The sequence below is a fragment of the Nguyenibacter sp. L1 genome (genome assembly GCF_035199985.1).
Taxonomy (GTDB): Bacteria; Pseudomonadota; Alphaproteobacteria; order Acetobacterales; family Acetobacteraceae; genus Gluconacetobacter; species Gluconacetobacter vanlangensis.
The window spans coordinates 730,770-750,893 of sequence record NZ_CP127015.1 but is presented as its reverse complement, the minus strand read 5'-3'; the positions used below and the strand labels follow the sequence as shown (position 1 = coordinate 750,893).

At 69.7% G+C, this 20,124-nt stretch carries 17 protein-coding genes; 16 read left to right on the top strand and 1 reads right to left on the bottom strand.

Annotation, left to right across the window (positions count from 1 at the left end; all coding sequences use genetic code 11):
* Window positions 1-10 precede the first annotated feature (10 nt).
* From QN315_RS03310 to QN315_RS03250, 13 genes are all read left to right on the top strand, one after another.
* A complete protein-coding gene (locus QN315_RS03310) occupies window positions 11-1,300 on the top strand; it encodes an NADH-quinone oxidoreductase subunit F (RefSeq protein ID WP_408904682.1) in 1,290 nt (429 codons plus the stop codon).
* A 12-nt stretch (window positions 1,301-1,312) separates the two neighbouring features.
* Window positions 1,313-4,138, top strand: a complete 2,826-nt coding sequence (gene nuoG / locus QN315_RS03305; RefSeq protein WP_323991484.1) for an NADH-quinone oxidoreductase subunit NuoG — start codon at window positions 1,313-1,315, stop codon at window positions 4,136-4,138.
* Window positions 4,135-5,094 (top strand): NADH-quinone oxidoreductase subunit NuoH, encoded by a 960-nt coding sequence (gene nuoH / locus QN315_RS03300; RefSeq protein WP_176641041.1) that lies wholly within the window; start codon window positions 4,135-4,137, stop codon window positions 5,092-5,094. Before nuoG ends, nuoH begins: the two co-directional genes overlap by 4 nt.
* A 10-nt stretch (window positions 5,095-5,104) precedes the next feature.
* Window positions 5,105-5,617 (top strand): NADH-quinone oxidoreductase subunit NuoI, encoded by a 513-nt coding sequence (gene nuoI / locus QN315_RS03295; protein ID WP_323991483.1) that lies wholly within the window; start codon window positions 5,105-5,107, stop codon window positions 5,615-5,617.
* Between the two features lie 56 nt (window positions 5,618-5,673).
* A complete protein-coding gene (gene nuoJ, locus QN315_RS03290; RefSeq protein WP_323993817.1) occupies window positions 5,674-6,156 on the top strand; it encodes an NADH-quinone oxidoreductase subunit J in 483 nt (160 codons plus the stop codon).
* Window position 6,157: 1 nt separating this feature from the next.
* Window positions 6,158-6,463, top strand: a complete 306-nt coding sequence (nuoK, locus tag QN315_RS03285) for an NADH-quinone oxidoreductase subunit NuoK (RefSeq protein ID WP_323991482.1) — start codon at window positions 6,158-6,160, stop codon at window positions 6,461-6,463.
* A 4-nt stretch (window positions 6,464-6,467) separates the two neighbouring features.
* Window positions 6,468-8,309 carry an NADH-quinone oxidoreductase subunit L gene (gene nuoL, locus QN315_RS03280; RefSeq protein WP_323991481.1) on the top strand — a complete coding sequence of 614 codons (1,842 nt, stop codon included), beginning with the start codon at window positions 6,468-6,470 and terminating at the stop codon, window positions 8,307-8,309.
* Window positions 8,306-9,778 (top strand): NADH-quinone oxidoreductase subunit M, encoded by a 1,473-nt coding sequence (locus QN315_RS03275; protein ID WP_323991480.1) that lies wholly within the window; start codon window positions 8,306-8,308, stop codon window positions 9,776-9,778. Before nuoL ends, QN315_RS03275 begins: the two co-directional genes overlap by 4 nt.
* Entirely contained in the window at window positions 9,775-11,229 is a 1,455-nt protein-coding gene (locus tag QN315_RS03270) for an NADH-quinone oxidoreductase subunit N (protein WP_323991479.1), read from the top strand. The genes QN315_RS03275 and QN315_RS03270 overlap by 4 nt, the downstream gene beginning before the upstream one ends.
* 54 nt (window positions 11,230-11,283) lie before the next feature.
* The gene (locus QN315_RS03265; protein WP_323991478.1) at window positions 11,284-11,745 is read left to right on the top strand and encodes a CBS domain-containing protein; all 462 of its coding nucleotides are present in this window, start codon (window positions 11,284-11,286) and stop codon (window positions 11,743-11,745) included.
* Window positions 11,746-12,033: 288 nt separating this feature from the next.
* The gene (locus tag QN315_RS03260) at window positions 12,034-13,635 is read left to right on the top strand and encodes a flavin monoamine oxidase family protein (RefSeq protein ID WP_323991477.1); all 1,602 of its coding nucleotides are present in this window, start codon (window positions 12,034-12,036) and stop codon (window positions 13,633-13,635) included.
* Window positions 13,635-14,054, top strand: a complete 420-nt coding sequence (locus QN315_RS03255; protein ID WP_323991476.1) for a cytochrome c — start codon at window positions 13,635-13,637, stop codon at window positions 14,052-14,054. The genes QN315_RS03260 and QN315_RS03255 overlap by 1 nt, the downstream gene beginning before the upstream one ends.
* A 5-nt stretch (window positions 14,055-14,059) precedes the next feature.
* Window positions 14,060-14,566: a RidA family protein gene (locus QN315_RS03250; protein ID WP_408904578.1), complete on the top strand. Its 507-nt coding sequence runs from the start codon at window positions 14,060-14,062 to the stop codon at window positions 14,564-14,566.
* A 525-nt stretch (window positions 14,567-15,091) separates the two neighbouring features.
* On the opposite strand, the gene QN315_RS03245 is transcribed toward QN315_RS03250, so the two are convergent.
* Window positions 15,092-15,943: a MurR/RpiR family transcriptional regulator gene (locus tag QN315_RS03245; RefSeq protein ID WP_323991475.1), complete on the bottom strand. Its 852-nt coding sequence runs from the start codon at window positions 15,941-15,943 to the stop codon at window positions 15,092-15,094.
* Between the two features lie 270 nt (window positions 15,944-16,213).
* Here QN315_RS03245 and QN315_RS03240 point away from each other — a divergent pair, with 270 nt between their 5' ends.
* The 3 genes from QN315_RS03240 to QN315_RS03230 are packed head-to-tail and all read left to right on the top strand — an operon-like array spanning window position 16,214 to window position 20,077.
* A complete protein-coding gene (locus tag QN315_RS03240; RefSeq protein ID WP_323991474.1) occupies window positions 16,214-17,212 on the top strand; it encodes an extracellular solute-binding protein in 999 nt (332 codons plus the stop codon).
* Window positions 17,209-18,987: a hypothetical protein gene (locus QN315_RS03235; RefSeq protein WP_323991472.1), complete on the top strand. Its 1,779-nt coding sequence runs from the start codon at window positions 17,209-17,211 to the stop codon at window positions 18,985-18,987. The genes QN315_RS03240 and QN315_RS03235 overlap by 4 nt, the downstream gene beginning before the upstream one ends.
* A 1-nt stretch (window position 18,988) precedes the next feature.
* Entirely contained in the window at window positions 18,989-20,077 is a 1,089-nt protein-coding gene (locus QN315_RS03230; RefSeq protein WP_323991471.1) for an ABC transporter ATP-binding protein, read from the top strand.
* Window positions 20,078-20,124: the final 47 nt, after the last annotated feature.

Sequence of the window (20,124 nt, the reverse complement as noted above, 5' to 3'; positions counted from 1 at the left end):
CGAACGCGACATGGCCCAGCGCCCCCTGACGGCGATGATCGGCCCCGGCGGCCCGCCGGACTGCGCCGCCTACGGCCTGGCCGGCGGCTGGCGCGGCGCCCGGCGCGCCCTGCGCGACCTCACGCCCGACGCGGTGATCACCGAAGTCACCGATTCCCGCCTGCGCGGGCGCGGCGGCGCCGGCTTCGGCACCGGCCAGAAATGGAGCTTCGTGCCCAGGCAGCCGGCCCGCGCGCGCCGCAAATACCTGGTGGCCAACGCCGACGAAATGGAACCCGGCACCTTCAAGGACCGGCTGCTGCTCGAAGGCAACCCCATGCAGCTCGTCGAGGGCATGCTGATCGCCGGCTACGCCATCCAGGCGTCCGAGGGCGTGATCTTCCTGCGCGGCGAATATCACCTGGCGCTCGACCGGCTCGAACGCGCGATCGCCCAGGCCCGGCAGACCGGCTGGCTGGGGCGCGACATTCTCGGCTCGGGCTTCGATTTCGACATCCACGTCCATGCCAGCGCCGGCCGCTATATCTGCGGCGAGGAAACGGCCCTGCTCACCGCGCTCGAAGGCTACCGCGCCCAGCCGCGCAGCAAGCCGCCCTTCCCGCAGGTGGGCGGGCTGTGGGGCGCGCCCAGCGTGGTCAACAATGTCGAAACCCTGTGCAACGTGCCGCATATCCTGGCCAACGGCGCCGCCTGGTTCCGCGACCTGGCCCCGGGCAGCCCCGATGGCGGCACCAAATTGTTCGGCGTCAGCGGCCGGGTGCGCCGCCCGGGGGCATGGGAACTGCCGATGGGCGTGCCCCTGCGCCAGGTGGTCGAGGACTGCGCCGGCGGCATGCGCGACGGCTACCGGCTGCGCGCCTTCCTGCCCGGCGGCGCCTCCACCGCCTTCCTCGACGCGGCATCGCTCGACATCGCCCTCGATTACGCCACGGTGGAAAAGGCCGGCAGCCGGCTCGGCACCGGACTGGCCATCCTGCTGGACGACCGGGCCTGCCCGGTGGGCATGCTGCGCAATCTCGAACATTTCTTCGCCCAGGAATCCTGCGGCTGGTGCACGCCCTGCCGCGACGGCCTGCCCTGGGTCGAACGGCTGCTCGCCGCGATCGAGGAGGGCACGGGACAACCCCGCGACCTCGACCTTCTGGCCGACCATGTCCGGCTGATCGGCCCGCCGGGCCGCACCTTCTGCCCCCACGCCCCGGGCGCGATGGCGCCGCTGGCCAGCGGGCTCGACCTGTTCCGCGACGAATTCCTCGACCATCTGCGGCAGCATGGCTGCCCGCGCCGCATGGCGGCATAGGGGGGGCAGGCCATGGCTACGACCCATATCGCCACAATCCATATCGACGGGCGCCCCTATCCCGCCCGGACAGACGAAAACCTGCTGCAGGCATGCCTCGAAAACGGGTTCGACCTGCCCTATTTCTGCTGGCACCCCGACCTGGGCTCGGTGGGGGCGTGCCGGCAATGCGCGGTGCGCCAATATGCCGGCCCCGACGACCGGCGCGGCCGCATCGTCATGGCCTGCATGACGGCCGTGACCGACGGCGCCATCCTGTCGATCGCCGATGACGAGGCCCGGCAGTTCCGCGCCGGCATCATCGAATGGCTGATGACCAACCACCCCCATGACTGCCCGGTCTGCGCCGAGGGCGGCGAATGCCACCTCCAGGACATGACGGTCATGACCGGCCACGCCGTCCGGCGCTACCGCTTCGACAAGCGCACCCACCGCAACCAGGACCTGGGGCCCTTCGTCCGGCACGAGATGAATCGCTGCATCGCCTGCTATCGCTGCGTGCGCTTCTATCGCGACTATGCCGGCGGCACCGACCTCGCGGCCTTCGGCATGCATAACGACGTCTATTTCGGCCGCCAGGCCGACGGCGCGCTCGAAAGCGGCTTCGCCGGCAACCTGGTCGAAATCTGCCCGACCGGCGTCTTCACCGACAAACCCTTCACCCGGGTCTATGCCCGCAAATGGAACATGGACGGCGCGCCGTCGGTCTGCACCCATTGCGCGGTCGGCTGCAACATCATCGTCAATGCCCGCCAGGGCACGGTGCGGCGGGTGATGAATCGCTACCACGCGGCGGTCAACCGCTATTTCCTGTGCGATCGCGGGCGCTTCGGGCACGGCTTCGCCTCCGCGCCGACCCGCCTGGCCGTGCCGACCTGCCGGGTCGACGGGCAGCAGACGGTGGTGCCGGTGCGCCAGGCGCTCGACCGCTTCGCCGCGCTGGCGGCCGACGGCCCGATCATCGGCATCGGCTCCGAACGCGCCTCGCTCGAAGCCAATTTCGCCCTGCGCGCGCTGGCGGGCGCGGCCGGATTCTCCACCGGCCTCAACGGGCCGCGCCACGACCTGGCCATGCTGCTGCCGGCGCTGCTCCAGGCCAGCCCCGCCCGCAACCCCACCCTGCACGAGATGGAACAGGCCGACGCCGTCCTGGTGCTGGGCGAAGACGTCTCGGCCACCGCGCCGCGCCTGGCGCTGGCGCTGCGCCAGACCGCGCGCCTGCCCGGCTACCAGGCGGCGGCCGCCGCCGGCGTGCCCCGCTGGATGGACGCGGCGACGCGGATGATGGGCGCCGGCCAGCGCGCCCCCTTCTTCGTCCTGGCCCCCGACGCGACCGGGCTCGACGACATCGCGCAGGAATGCTGGCGCGCCGCGCCCGACGACCTCGCCCGGCTGGGCTTCGCCATCGCCCACCGCATCGACCCGGCATCGCCCGAGCCCGCCGACCTGACCGAGGCCGAATCCGCCTGCGCCGAGCGCATCGCCCGCGCCCTGGCCGGGGCCGCCCGGCCGCTGGTCGTCGCCGGCACCCAGTACGGCCTGGCCGCGCTGCCGCACGCCGCCGCCAACATCGCCGCCGCGCTGGCGGGCCAGGGAAGGGGCCAGGGGACGGGCCAGGGAACGGGGGAGGGACCGGGGCGCGACCCGGCACTCAGCCTGGTGCAGCCCGCCTGCAACACGATGGGCCTGGCCCTGCTGGGCGGCACCAGCCTCGAAGCCGTGGCCGGCATGGTTCGCCCAGGCGGCATCGGCGGAGGCATCGGCACGCTGGTGGTGATGGAAAACGACCTGACGCGCCATCTCGGCCCGCCCGCGCTCGACCATCTTCTGTCCGGGGTGCGGCATTTGGTGGTCATCGACCACACGGCCACCCCGCTGGCGGCACGGGCCGACATCGTCCTCCCGGCCGCCGCCTTTTCCGAATGCGGCGGCACCCTGGTCGGCAGCGAAGGCCGCGCCCAGCGTTTCCTGCCCGTCCTCACCCCCGACCGGCCGATCCAGGCGGCCTGGCGCTGGGCGCGCGACCTGGCGCGCGCGCTGGGGCGCGATCCGGGCTGGACCGACCTCGATTCCGTCATCGCCGCCATCGCCGCCGCCACCCCCAGGCTGGCCGCCATCGGCGCGGCGGCGCCCGACGCCGCCTACCGGCTGGACGGCCGGCGCGTGCGCGCCGAACCCGACCGCTTCGACGGCCGCACGGCGATGCGCGCCAATATCAGCGTGCGCGACCAGCCGCCGCACCCCAACCCCGACAGCCCCCTGGCCCCGTCGATGGAGGGCGCCTACGGCCCCGACCTGCCCGGCGCGCTCATCCCCTATTACCAGCAGCCCGGCTGGAACTCCGTCCAGTCGCTCAACCGCTTCCAGCAGGAAATCGGCGGCCCGATGCGCGGCGGCGACGGCGGCGTGCGCCTGCTCGACGCCCCACCCGCCAGCGCCCCACCCGGTGGCACCCCGCCGGCCCGCGCCTGGCATAGCGATATCCCGCCCCGCTTCACGCCCCGGCCCGGCCAGGTGCTGCTGCTCCCCCAGGCCCGCCTCTTCGGGACCGAGGAACTCAGCACCCTGTCCCCCCCGATCGCCGCCCGCATCGAACCGCCCACCCTGCGCATCGCCCCCGGCTGGCCCACCACCGAGACAACCGCGACCGAAACAACCGTGACCCAGACAACCGTGACGGGGGCCACCATCACCCTGATGGGCCGCCCGGTCAGCCTGCCCGTGACCTGCGACGCCGCCATCCCGGCCGGCCTCGCGCTCTACCCCGCCCACGACCTGGACCGTTCCTTCTCCCTGCCGGTCTGGGTGGACGTCGCGCCGGCAGGGCAGGGGCAATGACGGTCCCGATGCCGCTTATGATCGCCGTCACCCTGGCCGCCCTGCTCGGGCTGGCCACGGCGCTTACCTGGGTCGAACGCCGGCTGCTGGGCGTCTGGCAGGACCGCTACGGCCCCAACCGCGTGGGGCCGGGCGGCATGCTCCAGGCCGTCGCCGACGGGATCAAGATCCTCTTCAAGCAGGACTGGATCCCCCCCTTCGCCGACCGCGCCGTGTTCGTGCTGGCGCCCGCCATCGGCATGATGACCGTGCTGCTGTCCTTCGCGGTCATCCCCGTCACCGCGTGGTGGAGCATCGCGTCCGCGCTCAATGTCGGGCTGCTGTTCGTGCTGGCCGCGATGGGCATGGGGGTCTATTCGGTCGTGCTGGCCGGCTGGGCCTCCAATAGCAAATACGCCCTGCTGGGCGGGCTGCGCGCGGCCGCGCAGATGATCAGCTACGAAGTCTTCATGGGCCTCTCCCTGCTGGGGGTGGTGATGCAGGCCCGCTCCTTCAGCCTCCGCGACATCGTGCTGGCGCAGTCCGGCCTGTGGTTCGTCATCCCCCAGGCCCTCGGCTGCGCGGTCTTCATGCTGGCCGGCATCGCCGAGACCCACCGCTTGCCTTTCGACCTGCCGGAAGGCGAGAACGAACTGGGCGCCGGCTTCCACACCGAATATTCGGGCATGAAGTTCGGCATGTTCTTCCTCGCCGAATATGCCGGCATCGTGCTGGTCTCGGCCCTCGTCACCACGCTCTATCTGGGCGGCTGGCAGGGCCCGCTCCTGCCGGGCGGCCTGTGGTTCGCGCTCAAGGTCGCGGCGCTGGTGGTGCTGTTCGTCCTGCTGCGCGCCGCCCTGCCGCGCCTGCGCTACGACCAGTTGATGGCCCTGGGCTGGAAAATCCTGCTGCCTTTGTCCCTGCTCAATATCGTCGCGACCGGCGCGGTCCTGCTGCTGCGCGCGCCGGGCGGCTAGGGAAACTCCGATGTTCGACACGCTCCGCACCTTGTGGCTCACCTTCCTGCATATCGGCCGCCGCCGGGTCACGGTCGGCTATCCGGAAAACAAGCCGCCCCTGCCGCCGCGCTATCGCGGGCGGATCATCCTCTCGCGCGACCCCGACGGACAGGAACGCTGCGTCGCCTGCGGACTGTGCGCGGTGGCCTGCCCGGTGGACTGCATCAGCCTGCAGAAGGCCGAACAGGACGGGCGCTGGTATCCCGATCATTTCCGCATCAATTTCTCCCGCTGCATCTTCTGCGGCTTCTGCGAGGAAGCCTGCCCGACCTACGCCATCCAGCTCACCCCCGATTTCGAGATGAGCGAATATGTCCGCCCGAACCTGGTCTATGAAAAGGACGACCTGCTGATTTCCGGCCCCGGCAAATATCCCAGCTACAACTTCTACCGCGTGTCCGGCGTTGCCGTTCCAGGCAAGGACAAGGGCCTGGCCGAACGCGAATCCCGTCCGGTCGACCTGCATTCCCTGATGCCATAGGCCCTGATGCCATAGGTAAAAGAAAGACCGGTCCGGTGGACATATCCCTGGCAGCGATGGCGCTGGTTGCGGCCCTGGCGTCGCTCATGACCATCACCCGCACGGTCGCGGTGCATGCGCTGCTCTACCTGGTCGTGCTGCTGCTGGCGCTGGCGGGCGTGTTCGTCCGCCTGGGCGCGCCCTTCGCGGCGGTGCTCGAGGTCATCCTCTATGCCGGCGCGATCATGGTGCTGTTCGTCTTCGTGGTGATGATGCTCAATCTCGGCCGCGCCGACCGCCGGCGCGAACGGCACTGGATCGCCCCGCATGTCTGGCTGGGGCCGGCGATCCTGGCCGGGCTGCTGCTGGCGGCGACGCTGCGCGCGCTGCTCGGCGCCGACGGCGCGCCGGGGGGCCCGGTCTCCGTCATCGGCCCGCGCCAGGTCGGGCTCGCGCTCTACGGCCCCTATGTGCTGACCGTGGAGCTTGCCTCCTTCCTGCTGCTCGCCGGCCTGGTCAGCGCCTTCCATATCGGCCGCCAGGACGAAGGGGAGGCATGACATGGCCGCCCCCGACATGGCGCTGCTGCTGGCCTGCACCTTGCTCGCCCTGGGGCTGCTGGGCGTGCTGGTCCGGCGCAACCTGCTGTTCATGCTGATGTCGGTGGAAATCATGCTCAACGCGGCGGCGCTGGCCTTCGTCGCGGCCGGCGCGCGCTGGCACGCGGCCGACGGGCAGGTGATGTTCCTGATGATCCTTTCCCTGGCGGCCGCCGAGGCCGCGGTGGGACTGGCGATCCTGCTGCGGCTGCACGCGGCGGGGCGCCCGACCCTGGATGCCGACACCGGCAACCGGCTGAAGGGATAGGGCCATGCCGATCGCCCTGCTGCCGCCCGCCATCGTCCTCTGCCCGCTGCTGGCCGCCGCCATCCTGTTCCTCTCGGCCGGCCGGATGCGCCCCGCCGCCGCCGGCGCGCTGGCCACGCTCTCGGTGGGTGCTGCGTTCCTGCTGGCGCTCGGCACGGCGCGCCTGCTGTTCGCGACCCCGGACCATGTCCGCCGGGTCACGCTGTGGCAATGGATGCGCCTGGACGGGTTCGCGGCGCATATCGCCTTCGTCGTCGATCCGCTCTCCCTGGTGATGATGCTGGTGGTCACCGGTGTCGGGTTCCTGATCCTGCTCTATGCCTGCGGCTATATGCACGACGACCCCGACCAGGCGCGGTTCTTCGGCTGCATGACCCTGTTCGTCGCCGCCATGCTGGTGCTGGTCCTCTCCGCCGACCTGCTCTGCCTCTATGTGGGGTGGGAGGGCGTGGGCCTGTGCTCGTACCTGCTGATCGGCTTCTGGTACCGCCAGGCCGAAAACGGCGCGGCGGCGCGCAAGGCGTTCATCGTCACGCGGATCGGCGACGTGCTGATGCTGACCGGCCTTCTGCTGCTGGCCACGCGGACCGGCAGCCTGGACATCGCCCGGGTGCTCGACCGCGCCCAGGGCCTGGCGGGCCCCCAGGCCGAACTGGCGGCCCTGCTGCTGCTGGGCGGCGCGGTGGCCAAGTCGGCGCAGCTCCCCTTCCAGGTCTGGCTGCCCGACGCCATGGCGGGCCCCACGCCGGTCTCGGCGCTGATCCACGCCGCCACCATGGTCACCGCCGGCGTCTACCTGATCGCCCGGCTGCACGCGCTGTTCCTGCCGGCGCCGCTGGTGATGCACCTCACCGCCTGGGTGGGGCTGGCGACCCTGCTGCTGGCCGGCGGCAGCGCCCTGGCCCAGACCGACATCAAGCGGGTGCTGGCCTACTCGACCATCAGCCAGCTCGGATACATGTTCCTGGCCCTGGGCTGCGGGGCATGGTCGGCGGCGATCTTCCACCTGGTCACCCACGCCTTCTTCAAGGCCCTGCTGTTCATGGCGGCGGGCGCGGTCATCCTGCGCATGCACCACCGGCAGGACATCTTCCAGATGGGCGGCCTCGCCCGGGTCATGCCCTGGGTCTGCGCCGCCTTCGTCGCCGGCGCCGCCGCCCTGGCCGGCGTGCCCCTGCTCTCGGCCGGCTTCTACAGCAAGGAAGCCATCCTCCAGGCCGCCTGGGACAGCGACCCCCTGCTCTGGACCGGCGCCCTGGCCGGCGCATTCCTGACCGGCCTCTACGGTTTTCGCTGTGTTTTCATAGTCTTCGCGGGCCAACCCCACGGCGGGGCCACCGGCCGCACCGGCTGGACCATGGCCATCCCCCTGGCCTGCCTCTCCCTCCTCGCCATCGTCGGCGGCATGATCGAAATGCCCGACATCATCGCCCCGGTACACATCTTTTCCCATAAGATCATGCCCGTCCCCGGCTGGCCCGCCGAACATCACGCCATCCCCCTGCTGCTCGCCGGCTCCCTCGCGCCCCTCGCCGGAATCGCCCTCGCCTGGATGATCTGGCGCCCCGCCGCCCTCCCGCACCCCTCCGCCACGCCGGTCGCCCGCTTCGCCCGCGACGGCTGGGGCTTCGATACGTCCTACGCCGCTCTGCTGGTCGCCCCGTTCCAGGCCCTGGCGCGATCGCTGCGCCACGACGTCTGCGATCTCCTGCCCACCATCCTGGCCGGCGCCGCGACCTGGGGCGGCAAGGCGCTCGGCCGGATGCAGGACGGCCAGGTCCGGCGCTACGCCGGCTGGGTGGCCGCCGCGACCATCGTGGCCCTGTGCCTGGCGGTGCGCCCATGATCGCCTTGGCCGCCCTGGTGCTGCTGCCGCTCGCCGGCGGCCTGCTCGCCTGGCTGGCCGACCGGCGGGGCACGGCGCCGCACGCGGCCTGGTTCGTCAGCATCGGCACGATCATCCTGCTGACCGCGCTGCTGGCCGTCATCACCTGGGGCGGCCTGCGGACACAGGGTCCGTGGCTGCTGCATCTGTCCCTCCCCTGGGTGCCGGCGCTGGGCATCGCCCTGCGCTGCGACCTGGACGGGCTGGGGCTGACCCTGCTGTGGCTGACCGCGGTGCTGACCTATCCCTGCGTGGTGATGGCGGCGCGCGACGTCCGCGACAAGGCGGGACTGTTCCACCTGCTCCTGCTGCTCGCCATCGCCGGGGTGAACGGGGTCTTCATCGCCACCGACCTGTTCCTGTTCTTCTTCTTCTGGGAACTGATGCTGGTGCCGCTCTACATCCTGGTCACCCTCTGGGGGCACGAAGACCGGGCCCGCGCGGCGATCAAGTTCTTCCTGTTCACCCAGGGCAGCGGATTGCTGATGCTGCTGTCCATCCTCGGGCTGGTCATCGCCCATTTCCGGCAGAGCGGCGTCCTCACCTTCGATTATTTCGCGCTCGCGGGCACCGCGCTGCCGCCGCGGCTGAGCCTGCTGCTGGCGCTGGGCTTCTTCGCGGCGTTCGCAGTCAAGCTGCCGGTGGTGCCGCTGCATGTCTGGCTGCCCGACACCCATACCCAGGCCCCGACGGCCGGCAGCGTCCTGCTGGCGGGCGTGCTGCTCAAGACCGGCGGCTACGGCCTGATCCGCTTCGTGCTGCTGCTGTTCCCGGCCGCCTCGGCGCAACTGGCGCCCGTCGCCATGGCACTCGGGGTTGCGGGCATCCTGTACGGCGCGGTGCTGGCGCTGGCCCAGGACGACATGAAACGGCTGATCGCCTATAGCAGCGTCAGCCACATGGGCTTCGTCCTGCTGGGCCTGTTCTCCGGCTCGGCATTGGGCCTGCAAGGCGCGGTAGTACAGATGCTGGCCCACGGACTGAGCACCGGCGCCCTGTTCGCCATCGCCGGCGCGCTGCAGGACCGGCTCCATACGCGCGACCTGCGCAGCATGGGCGGGCTGTGGGCCGTCATCCCCCAGCTTTCGGCGATGGGGCTGGTCTTTACCGTCGCCTCCCTGGGCCTGCCGGGGCTGGGCAATTTCGTGGGCGAATTCCTGGTGCTGCTGGCGACCTGGCGGGTCAGCCCTCTCCTGGCCGGCCTGGCGGCGGCCGGACTGGTCCTTTCGGCACTCTACGGCCTGACGATGCTGGGGCGCGCCTTCATGGGGCCGCTGGCCACGCAGGAGGCCCGCCGGATCGACGATTTCGGGCCACGGGACATGGCGGTGCTCGGCGGGGCGGTCATCCTGCTGATCGCGCTGGGCCTGTATCCGCAACCCGTGGCCGATACCGCGCGCCCGGTCGCGCCGGCGGCGCATGCGTCATGAGCCTCTTTCCCCCCATTCCCCTGCCGTTGCTGGTACTGGGGACCGGGATCCTGGTCATGCTGCCCTGCCTGGCGTGGCTGCGCGCCGGCAGTGCGATCGTCGCCGCGGTCACGCTGGCGCTGGCGCTGATCGCCCTGGCGGCGCATTCCCCCATCGCCGGCGCCGGACAGGCGGGGAACGACGCCGTGCTGTTCGTGGCGGATGGCTGGTTCACCTACGGAAGCGGGCTGATCCTGCTGGCGGCCGGCACCGTACTGGCCATGGCATGGCGCCGCCTGGACGGCGCCGGCGGGGCCGAAGGCCACATGCTGTTGCTGCTCGGCACGCTCGGCGCGGTCACGGTGGCCGCCAGCGCCCACGCGATCGCGCTCTTCCTGGGGCTGGAAACGCTCAGCCTGTCGCTCCCCGGCCTTGTGGCCTACCGCGCGACCCGGCCCGAGGCCGCCGAGGCCGCGATGAAATATCTCATCCTGTCGGCCGTCTCGTCCGCGATCCTGCTTTTCGGGCTGGCGCTGTCCTATCTGCTGGGGGGCAAGCTGACATTCGCCGCCCCGGCTGGCACTGGCGGCATGCTGGGCGCAGCGGCGGCGATCATGGTCCTGACCGGCCTGTTCTTCAAATTGTCGGTCGTGCCGTTCCATCTCTGGCTGGCGGACGTGGTCGAAGGCGCCGCCGTGCCCGTCGCGGCATTCGTCGCGGTCCTGTCGAAGATCGCGCTGTTCGTCGCCCTGGCCCATTATGTCGCGGGCGGGATGGGGGCATTGTCTCCCGAACTGTCGACTCTGGCGGTGCTCAGCATGGTGGGCGGCAACCTCCTGGCGCTGCGCCAGACGAATCTGAAACGGCTGCTGGCCGGCTCGTCCATCGCCCATATCGGCTACCTGCTGGTGCCGCTGCTGGCGGCCGGCACCCTCGGGGCGGGCAGCGCGGCCTTCTACCTGGCGGTCTATTCTGCGGCCACGCTGGGCGCCTTCGCCGTGCTCGGCATGGCCGGCGGCGAGGCCGAACTGGACGCCTGGCGCGGCATGTTCCAACGCCGCCCCGCCGTCGCCTGCCTCCTGTCGGTCATGCTGCTGTCGCTGGCGGGAATCCCCCCGGTCGCCGGATTCTTCGCCAAGGCCTATATCCTGACGGCCGCCATGTCGGCCGATCGCATCGTCCTGTCGGCGGCCGTGATCGTCGGAAGCGTGATCGGGCTCTACTACTACCTGAATGTCGCGCGGACGATGATGGCCCCCACCCCCGCCGACGCGGCCGCGACCGGCAGGGAAGGGGCGCCGTCGTACCCCGGTCCGGCGGCGCTGCTGGCCGTCGTGGTGATCCTGCTTGGCCTGCTGCCCGGCCCCCTGGTGCGATGGAGCGGCGGCCTGGTGGCCGGCATGACCGCACGGCCTCACGCTTTTCTGTATGCGCTTGGCGCCTCACCCGCGCCGGCCCCCTTTCCCCGCTAGGCCGCACGCCCAATCTGACGGGCCTGTCACCCGGCGCGGGAAGGAGGCGCAGAAATGACCACGTCCGTTCTGCAGGTGCTGGATCGCAAGGGCCATCACGTCGTAACCGTGCCGGAAGAGACCCCGGTGGACGAGATCGCCCGCCTGCTCAGTACGCGGCACATCGGCGGCGTCCCGGTGACGGACCGGGCCGGCACCCTGCAGGGGCTGGTGTCGGAACGGACGCTGGTGACCGTTCTGACACGGCAGGAGGCCGATTTCGGCCACCTTCTGGCCCGCGACGTCATGATGCGCAACGTGCCGGTCGCGGCGTTGGACGACGATATCGCCATCGTGGCACGCCGCATGACCGATTGCCGCACCCGGCATGTCCCGGTGCTCGAGGGCGGCGCAATCGTCGGCCTGGTCAGTATCGGAGACCTGGTCAAGTTCCGCCTCGACGAGGCGGCGGCCAGGATAACCTCGTTGCAACATTATATTACCAGTGACGAGGCCCCCGGCAGCCGGGCGACCTGATCGCGCCAGATTCATTCGCCAGCGAGATATTTCCGCCCGCCTGTTGCGGATCGGTAACAGTGCAATACGCCGTGCGATGCGGGGCGATCGGACCGAATCGCGGTTTCCCGGCCCGCTTTTTCGCTCAAGACGGGCACCCTCCCGACATGGGCCGGAGAAAAACCGTTACGATGGGAAAATCCGACGATTGCCCAAGCGCAATGGAAACCTGTAACTATGCTCCCCCGTGGCGCGGCTTCGTTCGCCGGGCCCGATCATGTTTCTGTGATGTCTTTCTGGGGAAGCTTGATGACAAATGCTTTTCGGCGTCCGGCGGCCACGCGCCGCCAGATGCTGACCCGAATCGGGATCTTGGGGGGAAGCGCCGCCCTCTACCAGGCCATGACCAGCCTGGGACACGCGGCGGGCACCGATTTTTCCGGCCCCCCGGCCCTGAGCGGGGCGAAGCACGGCACGAAGGTGCTGGTGCTGGGCGCCGGTCTGGCCGGAATGCTCGCGGCCTATGAGCTGCGCAAGGCCGGCTATCAGGTCCAGGTCCTGGAATTCCAGAGCCGCAGCGGCGGCCGCAACATCTCGCTCCGCGGCGGCGACACGCTGACCGAACTGGGCGGCGCAACCCAGAAGGTGCAGTTCGCGTCGGGCAACTACATCAATCCCGGTCCGTGGCGCATCCCCTATCATCATCAGGGCCTGCTGCATTATTGCAAGGCGTTCGGCGTCGACCTGGAACCGTTCATCGAGCTGAACCACAATTCCTGGCTGCATTCCTCGCAGGTCTTCGGCGGCAAGCCGGTGCGCTATCGCGACTATGCCTCCGACTTCACGGGCTTCACCGCCGAATTGCTGTCCAAGGCGATCGACCAGCACAAGCTGGACGACGTGATGTCCGGCGACGAACGCGCCCATGTCGCGGCGGCGCTGCGCGGCTGGGGCGGGCTGGAGCCCGACGGATCATACCGCAAGGGCGCGATCAGTTCCCTGCGCCGCGGCTTTGCCAAGTCACAGGGCGGCGGCGTCAACGGCGCGCCGATTCCCTCGGACCTGTTCGCGCGCGACGACGTCATGCGCTCCGGCCTGTGGCAGTGGATGGCCTTTCATGAGCGGCTGGACATGCAGACGACCATGTTCCAGCCCGTCGGCGGCATGGACCAGATCGGCAAGGCCTTCACCCGCCAGGTGCACGACCTGATCACGCTGAACTGCAAGGTGTCGTCGATCCATCAGGACGATCGCGGCGTGACGGTGACCTATAATGACATGGCGCATGGCGGCGCCGTACGTCAGGCCCAGGCGGATTACTGCGTCTGCACCATCCCGCTGTCGGTGCTCTCGCAGCTCGACGTGCAGGTCAGCGGCCCGCTCAAGGCCGCGATCGCGGCGGTTCCCTATGCGTCGTCGGTCAAGCTGGGGCTGGAATTCAACCGCCGGTTCTGGGAGGAAGACGACCAGATCTACGGCGGCATCAGCTTCACCGACCAGCCGATCAGCCAGATCTCGTACCCGAGCCACGGCTATTTCTCCAAGGGACCGGCGGTCCTGCTCGGCGGCTACATGTTCGGCCCGGCGGCCTATGATTTCGCGGGCATGAGCCCGGCCGAGCGGATCGAGCACGGCCTGGCGCAGGGACAGGTGATCCATCCCAACTACCGCAAGGAATTCCGAGGCGGCGTCGCCCTGGCCTGGAGCCGCATGCCCTGGACGCTGGGATGCTGTTCCATGTGGTCCGAGCAATCGCGCAAGACCCATTACAAGACGCTGTGCGCGATGGACAACCGCATCGTGCTGGCGGGCGAGCACGCCTCGTATATCGGCTGCTGGCAGGAGGGTGCGATCCTGTCGTCGCTGGATGCCATTACCCGCCTGCACGAACGTGCGCTGGGAGCTGCCTGATGCGTTCCACCTTTTTCCTCATGGCCGGTCTCGCGGCCGCGACATGCCTCGCCACCCAGGCCCGCGCCGACAGCGCCAGCGCCGTCGTGGGGAAGATGCAGCCCCTGAATAACGGCGCGGCGGTCTACCAGCATGTGTGCCAGGGCTGCCACATGCCTGACGGCAAGGGCGCCGTAGGGTCGGGCGCGCGGTTCCCCGCCCTGGCCGGGAATCCCAAGCTCGCCAGCGGCGACTACCCCGTCTATGTCGTGCTCAACGGCTTCGGCGGCATGCCGTGGTTTTCCGGGCTGCTGAACGACAAGCAGGTGGCCGACGTCGTGAACTATGTCCGCACCAATTTCGGCAATCACTACACCGATATGGTCAAGCCGGCCGACGTCGCGTCCCAGCGCCCGGTCATTACTCCCGAACAGGATTGATTCAGATGACGATGAACAAGTTTGCAGGGCTGGCCCTGGCGGCCGCCCTGGCGTGCGGCGCGGCTTCGGCGGCCCGGGCGGCGGACGTGGTGCGCCATACCGATCCGGCCAGCCATTTTCCGATCGCCACGGCGATCGAGGTGCCGCCGGGTGCCAGCACGATCTATCTCAGCGGCATCGGCGCGCCCGCGATCGACAAGACCGCGAAGCCGATGACGCTGGCGGCCTATGGCGATACCGAGACGCAGGTGCGCGGCGCCCTGACCCGGATTCAGGCCGAGCTGGCGAAGCTGAAGCTGACGATGGGCGACGTCGTGCAGATGCATATCTACATGGTCGCCGATCCCAAGCTGGGCAAGATCGACTTTCCCGGGATGATGAAGGCCTATACCGAATTCTTCGGAACGGCGCAGCAGCCCAAGCTGCCGACGCGATCCGCTTTCGAAGTGGCCCACCTGGCCAATCCCGGATGGCTGGCTGAAATCGAAGTCACGGCCGTTCGCGCCCACTGACCGCTCGTCCCCGGGGGTGCCGGACACTCCCGGGGTCTCATGACGCCGTGCTCCAGAAATGAAGAAACATTGATGGTCCCCCCCCAGGCTGGAACAAGAGGTCGGAACAAGGGGCCGGAACATGGTTCGCCGCGATCCGCCACCTTGCGGGCACGATGCCCAGGCCGGTCGCGCGCAATAAAAGAAAAAGAATCGTAACGATCGATGGAACTTCCATAGCTGACTCGGGTTGACACCGATGTTCTCTCGGGAGGATCCAGCCATGCAGCCAGATGAAAGCGTAAAGCCTGATCGCTCGCCTTCGGTCCAGCATCAGGGCCAGTCCGTCTCGTCCCGCGGCTATCCGCCGGTCGCGGATTCCTTGTGTTTCGAGACCGTGCCATTGGGCGCGCCGGGCGCCGGCCGGCCATCCGGCGAGTCCTGAACGGCCAGATTCCGAACGGTCTCGGTCCTGAATGACCATACCCCGGGCGCGCCTGCGCCCCGGGTATGGTCAGGCGTCAGGGTAGAAAATACCTCGTCATCCTAAAAATGTTCGATCCGGCTGCGGAACTGGTTCAGCCGGTCGAGCGCGTCGATGGTCTGCTCGCGATCGGCAACCGACAGGCCGAACGCAATGCTCTCCAGGATCGCGACGGTGGCGGAGTGCAGGGCGATATGTTCCTCTCTGCCCCGCATGGCCGAAACGATCGCCGTGCCCGGGGGCACATTCTCCGCCTGAATCCGGTCGGTCACCAGAACGATCGGCAGGCCCAGGCGCGACGCTTCCTGAAACAGGACCGCGATTTCCCGGTAGAGCGTGCCATAGGCCATGACCACCAGCCCGTCTCCCTCACGCAGGCTGACCAGGTCATCGGCAAAGGCCCGCCCGGTCGTGCCGATGACGAAGCTGCTGCGGCCGTTTCGGTTCAGCACCCGGCACATGTAATCGGCCAGACCGGTCGAGGGACCGATCCCGAAGATCGCCACCCGCCGGGCAGGATAGAGGCAGCGCACCGCGTTGACGATGCGCTCCTGCGTCGCCGGATTCTGCAAGGCCGCGATCATCTCGGCATGGGTGCCCAGGATCGCGCCGACGGCATCGGGAAGGTCCGAACCGATATCCCGGATCGTCCGGGTCAGCGCCGTGGCCGGGTTGCTCGCCGGGCTCAGGCTGGCGACCAGCGTCTGGCGCATCTCCGCCAGGCTCTCGAAACCCATGGCCTGGATCGAACGGATGATCGTGGCATCCGACGTATCCAAGCGTTGCGCCAGGTCGGCGGCCGAACTGGCCAGGGTCAGCGCGCGATTGGCATGAATGAACTGCGCGATGCGGCGGGCGGTCGCGGACAGGCCCGAATCGGGATGCAGGCTCTCAACGATCGGATCCCGTTCCAAGATGTCCAGCCCCTCGCACCAGAGCATTTGCACTGAACACCAGTTCAGCAGAAATGCTCTATATTGTTGTTTTATCGAGTATCTTCACCCGTTCAAACGAGTCCGGTTGAACGGGATCGGCTCTAAAACGCAATTCAGAAAACATACCAGACCCGGTCCGCAGCGTGACCATGTTCATAAAAGCTTCATTCTGTAGCATATGCCACATGGATATAGAGGACCCGTTGCATTGGCTACGGTCCACACGGGCCCGATATCGCAGGGGATGGCATGATGCGCTTGCGCGCAGCCGCGGTCGCGCTGGGCATTGCGGTCCTGTGGTGCCTGGCCGGCCTCTCGGCAGGCACGCGGGGCCGACTGGTCGTCTACAGTTCCGTGGGCGCATCGGCCGCCGTCGCCGCCGCGTTTTCGCGAGAGGCGGGCATGCCGGTCACGGTCGTCACCATGCCGGCCGGCGCCCTGCTGGCGCGCGTGTCGGCCGAAGCGCGCCATCCGCACTGGGACGTGCTGTGGTTCGAAGGCGATGACGGCGCGCTGGCGCTCGACCGCGCGGGATTGCTGGCCCACGGCGTGGCGCCCACGCTGGACTGGACGGCGCAGGGCCGCACCCTCCTGCCTTCCGACGGCGCCTACGAAGTCACCAGCTTCACCCTGGCCGGAATCTTCCTCTCCCGCACCGGTTCCGGTCCGGCCCCGCGCGGGTGGCGCGACCTGACCGACGGCGCCAGGCTCGGTATGGCCAACCCCGCCCTGTCGGGTCCGGCCTATCCGCTGCTTGCCGGCATGCTGGACATGAATGGCGGCTGGCCAGGGGGACAGGCGGCGATCCTGCGCATGGCGGCTCGCGGACTGCTCATCGCGCCGTCCAACCCCTCGGTCCTGCTGGCGCTGCGCACCGGCCGGGTGTCGGCAGGTCTCGTGCAGAGCACCGTTGCCTTCGGCCTGGCGCGGCGCGATTCCCGCTATCGCATCACGGTACCGCGCCCCGCCATCATCCTCCCTGCGATCGCCGCGATCGCCGCCGACCGCCCCGCCGCGTCCCGCGCGATCGCGGGGCGTTTCCTGCGCTACATCATGCGGCCCGACATTCAGGAACTGCGCATGCACCTCTCCTCGAGCGACCGGTTCTTCTGGCCCGTGACCACGGTGCCGCGACAGCCCGACCTGCCCGACATCGGCACCATCAGCCTGCTCCATCCCGACCCGGCCATATGGGGGCCGCGCCAGGCCGAGGTGACCGGCTGGTTCCAGCAGGCGGTCGTCCGGTGAACGGCCCGCCGGGCAACACGCGCACACGCGGTCACGATCGCGCGCACCAGGGCCGCATGCAGCCCGGCCGTGCCCTTATGCGCCTGCCACGGCTCGGGCACCTGCCGCGGCCGGGACTGCCTCTGCTGACGATCGGCGCGATCATGCTGGTCTGCTTCGTCTATCCTCTGGCGCGCTTCCTGGCGCTCCCGGTCCACCCCGCCCTGGCGCCGCTGGCCACGCTGGGTGCCATGCAGGGGTCCTCCGGCCTGTCCCTGACCGCGATGTGGAACACGGCCCGCATGAGTACCGAGGCCGCGCTTCTGGTCATCCCCCCGGGTCTCGCGGCCGGCTACCTGATCGAACGCCGGCTATGGCGGGGCCGGCGGGTCCTGGCGTTGGCGCTGTGGGGCGTGCTCCTGATGCCCAGCTATCTGCTGACCATGGGCTGGCAGATCCTGATGGCCGCGCCCATGCTGGATGGCGGGGTCCTCAACCGGCTGTTCTACGGCGAAGCGGGCATCGTCTTCCTGCTGACCGTCAAGGGCCTGCCGTTCGCGGCCCTGACGGCGCGGGCCGGCTGGCAGACGATCGGCGAGGACATGCAGGCGGCATTCCGCGTCCATGTCGTCTCCCCATGGCGGCGCAGCAGGCTGGTGCTGCGGCTGATGCTGCCGGTCGCCGCCGGCATCTTCCTGGTGCAGGTGCTGGCCGCGTCGCAGGATTTCGGAATCGCGGCAACCCTGGGGGCGCAGGCGCATCTCCCGCTGGTCATCTATGCGATCTATCAGGACCTTTCGAGCGTCCCGGTCAATTTCGTGCATGCCGCCCTGCTGAGCTGGAGCCTGGTCGCCCTGGCGCTGGCGGCGCTGGGCGCGCAGGCATGGTTCTGCCGGCGGTCGTACACGACGCTGCACGGACGGCAGCGGCGCGTGGCGCCACGGCCCTGCGGCCCGGGGCTGGCGATCGCGGCGTGGCTCCTCGTCGGCGTCATCCTGGCCGCCGGGGTGGTGGCGCCTGTCCTGGCCCTCGGCATGCAGGGGCTCGGCCAGGGAATCGGCCAGGGAATCGGCCAGAGAATCGGCGAGACCGGCGGGGGCGGGGCGACGGAAATGCTGCACGCCCTGGATGCCGAGGACTGGCGCGCGATCCTCCTGTCGCTGCGCTACAGCTTCGTCTCCGCGGTGTTCGTCGTCCTGCTGGCCGCCATCCTGCTGGGCGGACGCTGGCACGGCGAACGCGGCGGGCGGGCGATGGCCCGGCTCATGGCCTGGCTGACGGTCGGCAACATGGCCGTCCCGGGCGTGATCCTGGGGGCGGCCTACGTGATCGGGTTCAACGGCACGATGCTGCCGCTCTACGGCACGCCCGCCCTGCTGATCATCGCCTATGTCGCCAGCCATCTGCCGATCGCGATCCGCTTTCTCGACGTGCCGTTCTCCCGCCTGCATCGCAGCCTGGGCGAGGCGGCGCGGGTCCACGGCATGCCGGCGCCCGGCCGGGTGGAGCGGATCTACGCGCCGCTGCTGCTCCAACCCCTGGTCTGGGCCTGGGGCATGGTCTTCGTGACCCTGTTCTTCGAATTGCCGCTGTCGGAAATCCTATATCCCGCGGGCAGCGCGCCCCTGGGCGTGCGGCTGCTGTCGCTGGACGACACGCTGCATTACGGCGCCGAATCCCGGCTGGCCCTGGCCGCGATCCTGGTCTGCCTGGCCCTGGCCGGCGGCGTGATGGCCCTGTGCCCGCGCCTGCTGCGCAGCGGCCCGTCCCCTATCTTGTCCGCCACGGAGCATTGAGATGAGCACGGCACCGATCGATCCGGCCGCGGCCGGCGGGACAGGCGCCGGGGCGATCCTGGCCCTGCGGCAGGTCGCGAAGGCGCATGGCCGGACAAAGGTACTGCGCGACATCACGCTGGACGTGCCGCGCGGCCAGTTCGTGCTGCTGATGGGCGGGTCGGGTTCGGGCAAGACCACCCTGGTGCGCGTCATCGCCGGGCTGGAACGACCCGATTCGGGAACGGTGTCGCTGCGCGGCGCGATCGTGGATGCCGGCGCGGCGGCCCGCTTCGTGCCTCCCGAGCGCCGGGGCCTCGGCATGGTCTTTCAGGATTACGCCCTCTGGCCCCATCTGACCTGCCTGGACAACATCCTGGCCGCGATGCCGGGGCGGGGGCCGGATCGCGCGCTCCGGGCGCAGGCGCTGCTGCGGGACGTGGCGATGGACGGGCTGGGCGGCCGCTACCCCGCGCAATTGTCCGGCGGGCAGCAGCAGCGCATCGGACTGGCCCGCGCGCTGGCCGCCCGTCCCGACCTGCTGCTGCTGGACGAACCGCTGTCGGGCCTGGATGTCGAGGTACGGGCCCGGATGCGCGACCAGATCCGCCGTCTGGTGCGCGGGTCCGGCTGCTCGGCCCTGTTCGTCACGCACGATCCGGTGGATGTCTGGCGCCTGGCCGATCGCGTCCTGGTGCTGGACGGCGGCATCATCGCCCAGGACGCGGCGCCGGACGGGCTGTACGGCCGGCCGCTCTCGCCGCGGGTCGCGCGCATGACGGGGGCCGAGGGCGCGTTCCCGGTCACGCTCGCGCGGCGCGCCCGGCAATGGGGGTTCGACGCGCCGGGCCGGTTCCAGCCGGTCACGCCGATCGGACTGGACGGCGAAGGCCCGGCACGCGCCTATCTGCGCCCCGAAGGCGTGCGCGTGGCCCCGGACGGGCATGTCGCGATCCGGACCGACGTGACGTTCGAGGCCGGACGATGGCGGACCCTGTGGCGCCTGCCGCATCTGGGCTGGTCGGTGCACAGCCTCGAGCACGAGATCCCGCCCGCGCACGCCTTGCTGGAATTCGACGCCAGGCATCTTTTCGTCTACCCGGAATCCTGACGCCATCCATTCAAACCCCCTTCTTCGACATCCTCTTCCCCCGAACA

What these genes read in the sequence shown, in the direction of transcription:
- QN315_RS03310 (WP_408904682.1), top strand. Translation starts at nt 11, where the DNA reads ATGGCCCAGCGCCCCCTGACGGCGATGATCGGCCCCGGCGGCCCGCCG.
- nuoG (WP_323991484.1), top strand. Translation starts at nt 1,313, where the DNA reads ATGGCTACGACCCATATCGCCACAATCCATATCGACGGGCGCCCCTAT.
- nuoH (WP_176641041.1), top strand. Translation starts at nt 4,135, where the DNA reads ATGACGGTCCCGATGCCGCTTATGATCGCCGTCACCCTGGCCGCCCTG.
- nuoI (WP_323991483.1), top strand. Translation starts at nt 5,105, where the DNA reads ATGTTCGACACGCTCCGCACCTTGTGGCTCACCTTCCTGCATATCGGC.
- nuoJ (WP_323993817.1), top strand. Translation starts at nt 5,674, where the DNA reads ATGGCGCTGGTTGCGGCCCTGGCGTCGCTCATGACCATCACCCGCACG.
- nuoK (WP_323991482.1), top strand. Translation starts at nt 6,158, where the DNA reads ATGGCCGCCCCCGACATGGCGCTGCTGCTGGCCTGCACCTTGCTCGCC.
- nuoL (WP_323991481.1), top strand. Translation starts at nt 6,468, where the DNA reads ATGCCGATCGCCCTGCTGCCGCCCGCCATCGTCCTCTGCCCGCTGCTG.
- QN315_RS03275 (WP_323991480.1), top strand. Translation starts at nt 8,306, where the DNA reads ATGATCGCCTTGGCCGCCCTGGTGCTGCTGCCGCTCGCCGGCGGCCTG.
- QN315_RS03270 (WP_323991479.1), top strand. Translation starts at nt 9,775, where the DNA reads ATGAGCCTCTTTCCCCCCATTCCCCTGCCGTTGCTGGTACTGGGGACC.
- QN315_RS03265 (WP_323991478.1), top strand. Translation starts at nt 11,284, where the DNA reads ATGACCACGTCCGTTCTGCAGGTGCTGGATCGCAAGGGCCATCACGTC.
- QN315_RS03260 (WP_323991477.1), top strand. Translation starts at nt 12,034, where the DNA reads ATGACAAATGCTTTTCGGCGTCCGGCGGCCACGCGCCGCCAGATGCTG.
- QN315_RS03255 (WP_323991476.1), top strand. Translation starts at nt 13,635, where the DNA reads ATGCGTTCCACCTTTTTCCTCATGGCCGGTCTCGCGGCCGCGACATGC.
- QN315_RS03250 (WP_408904578.1), top strand. Translation starts at nt 14,060, where the DNA reads ATGACGATGAACAAGTTTGCAGGGCTGGCCCTGGCGGCCGCCCTGGCG.
- QN315_RS03240 (WP_323991474.1), top strand. Translation starts at nt 16,214, where the DNA reads ATGATGCGCTTGCGCGCAGCCGCGGTCGCGCTGGGCATTGCGGTCCTG.
- QN315_RS03230 (WP_323991471.1), top strand. Translation starts at nt 18,989, where the DNA reads ATGAGCACGGCACCGATCGATCCGGCCGCGGCCGGCGGGACAGGCGCC.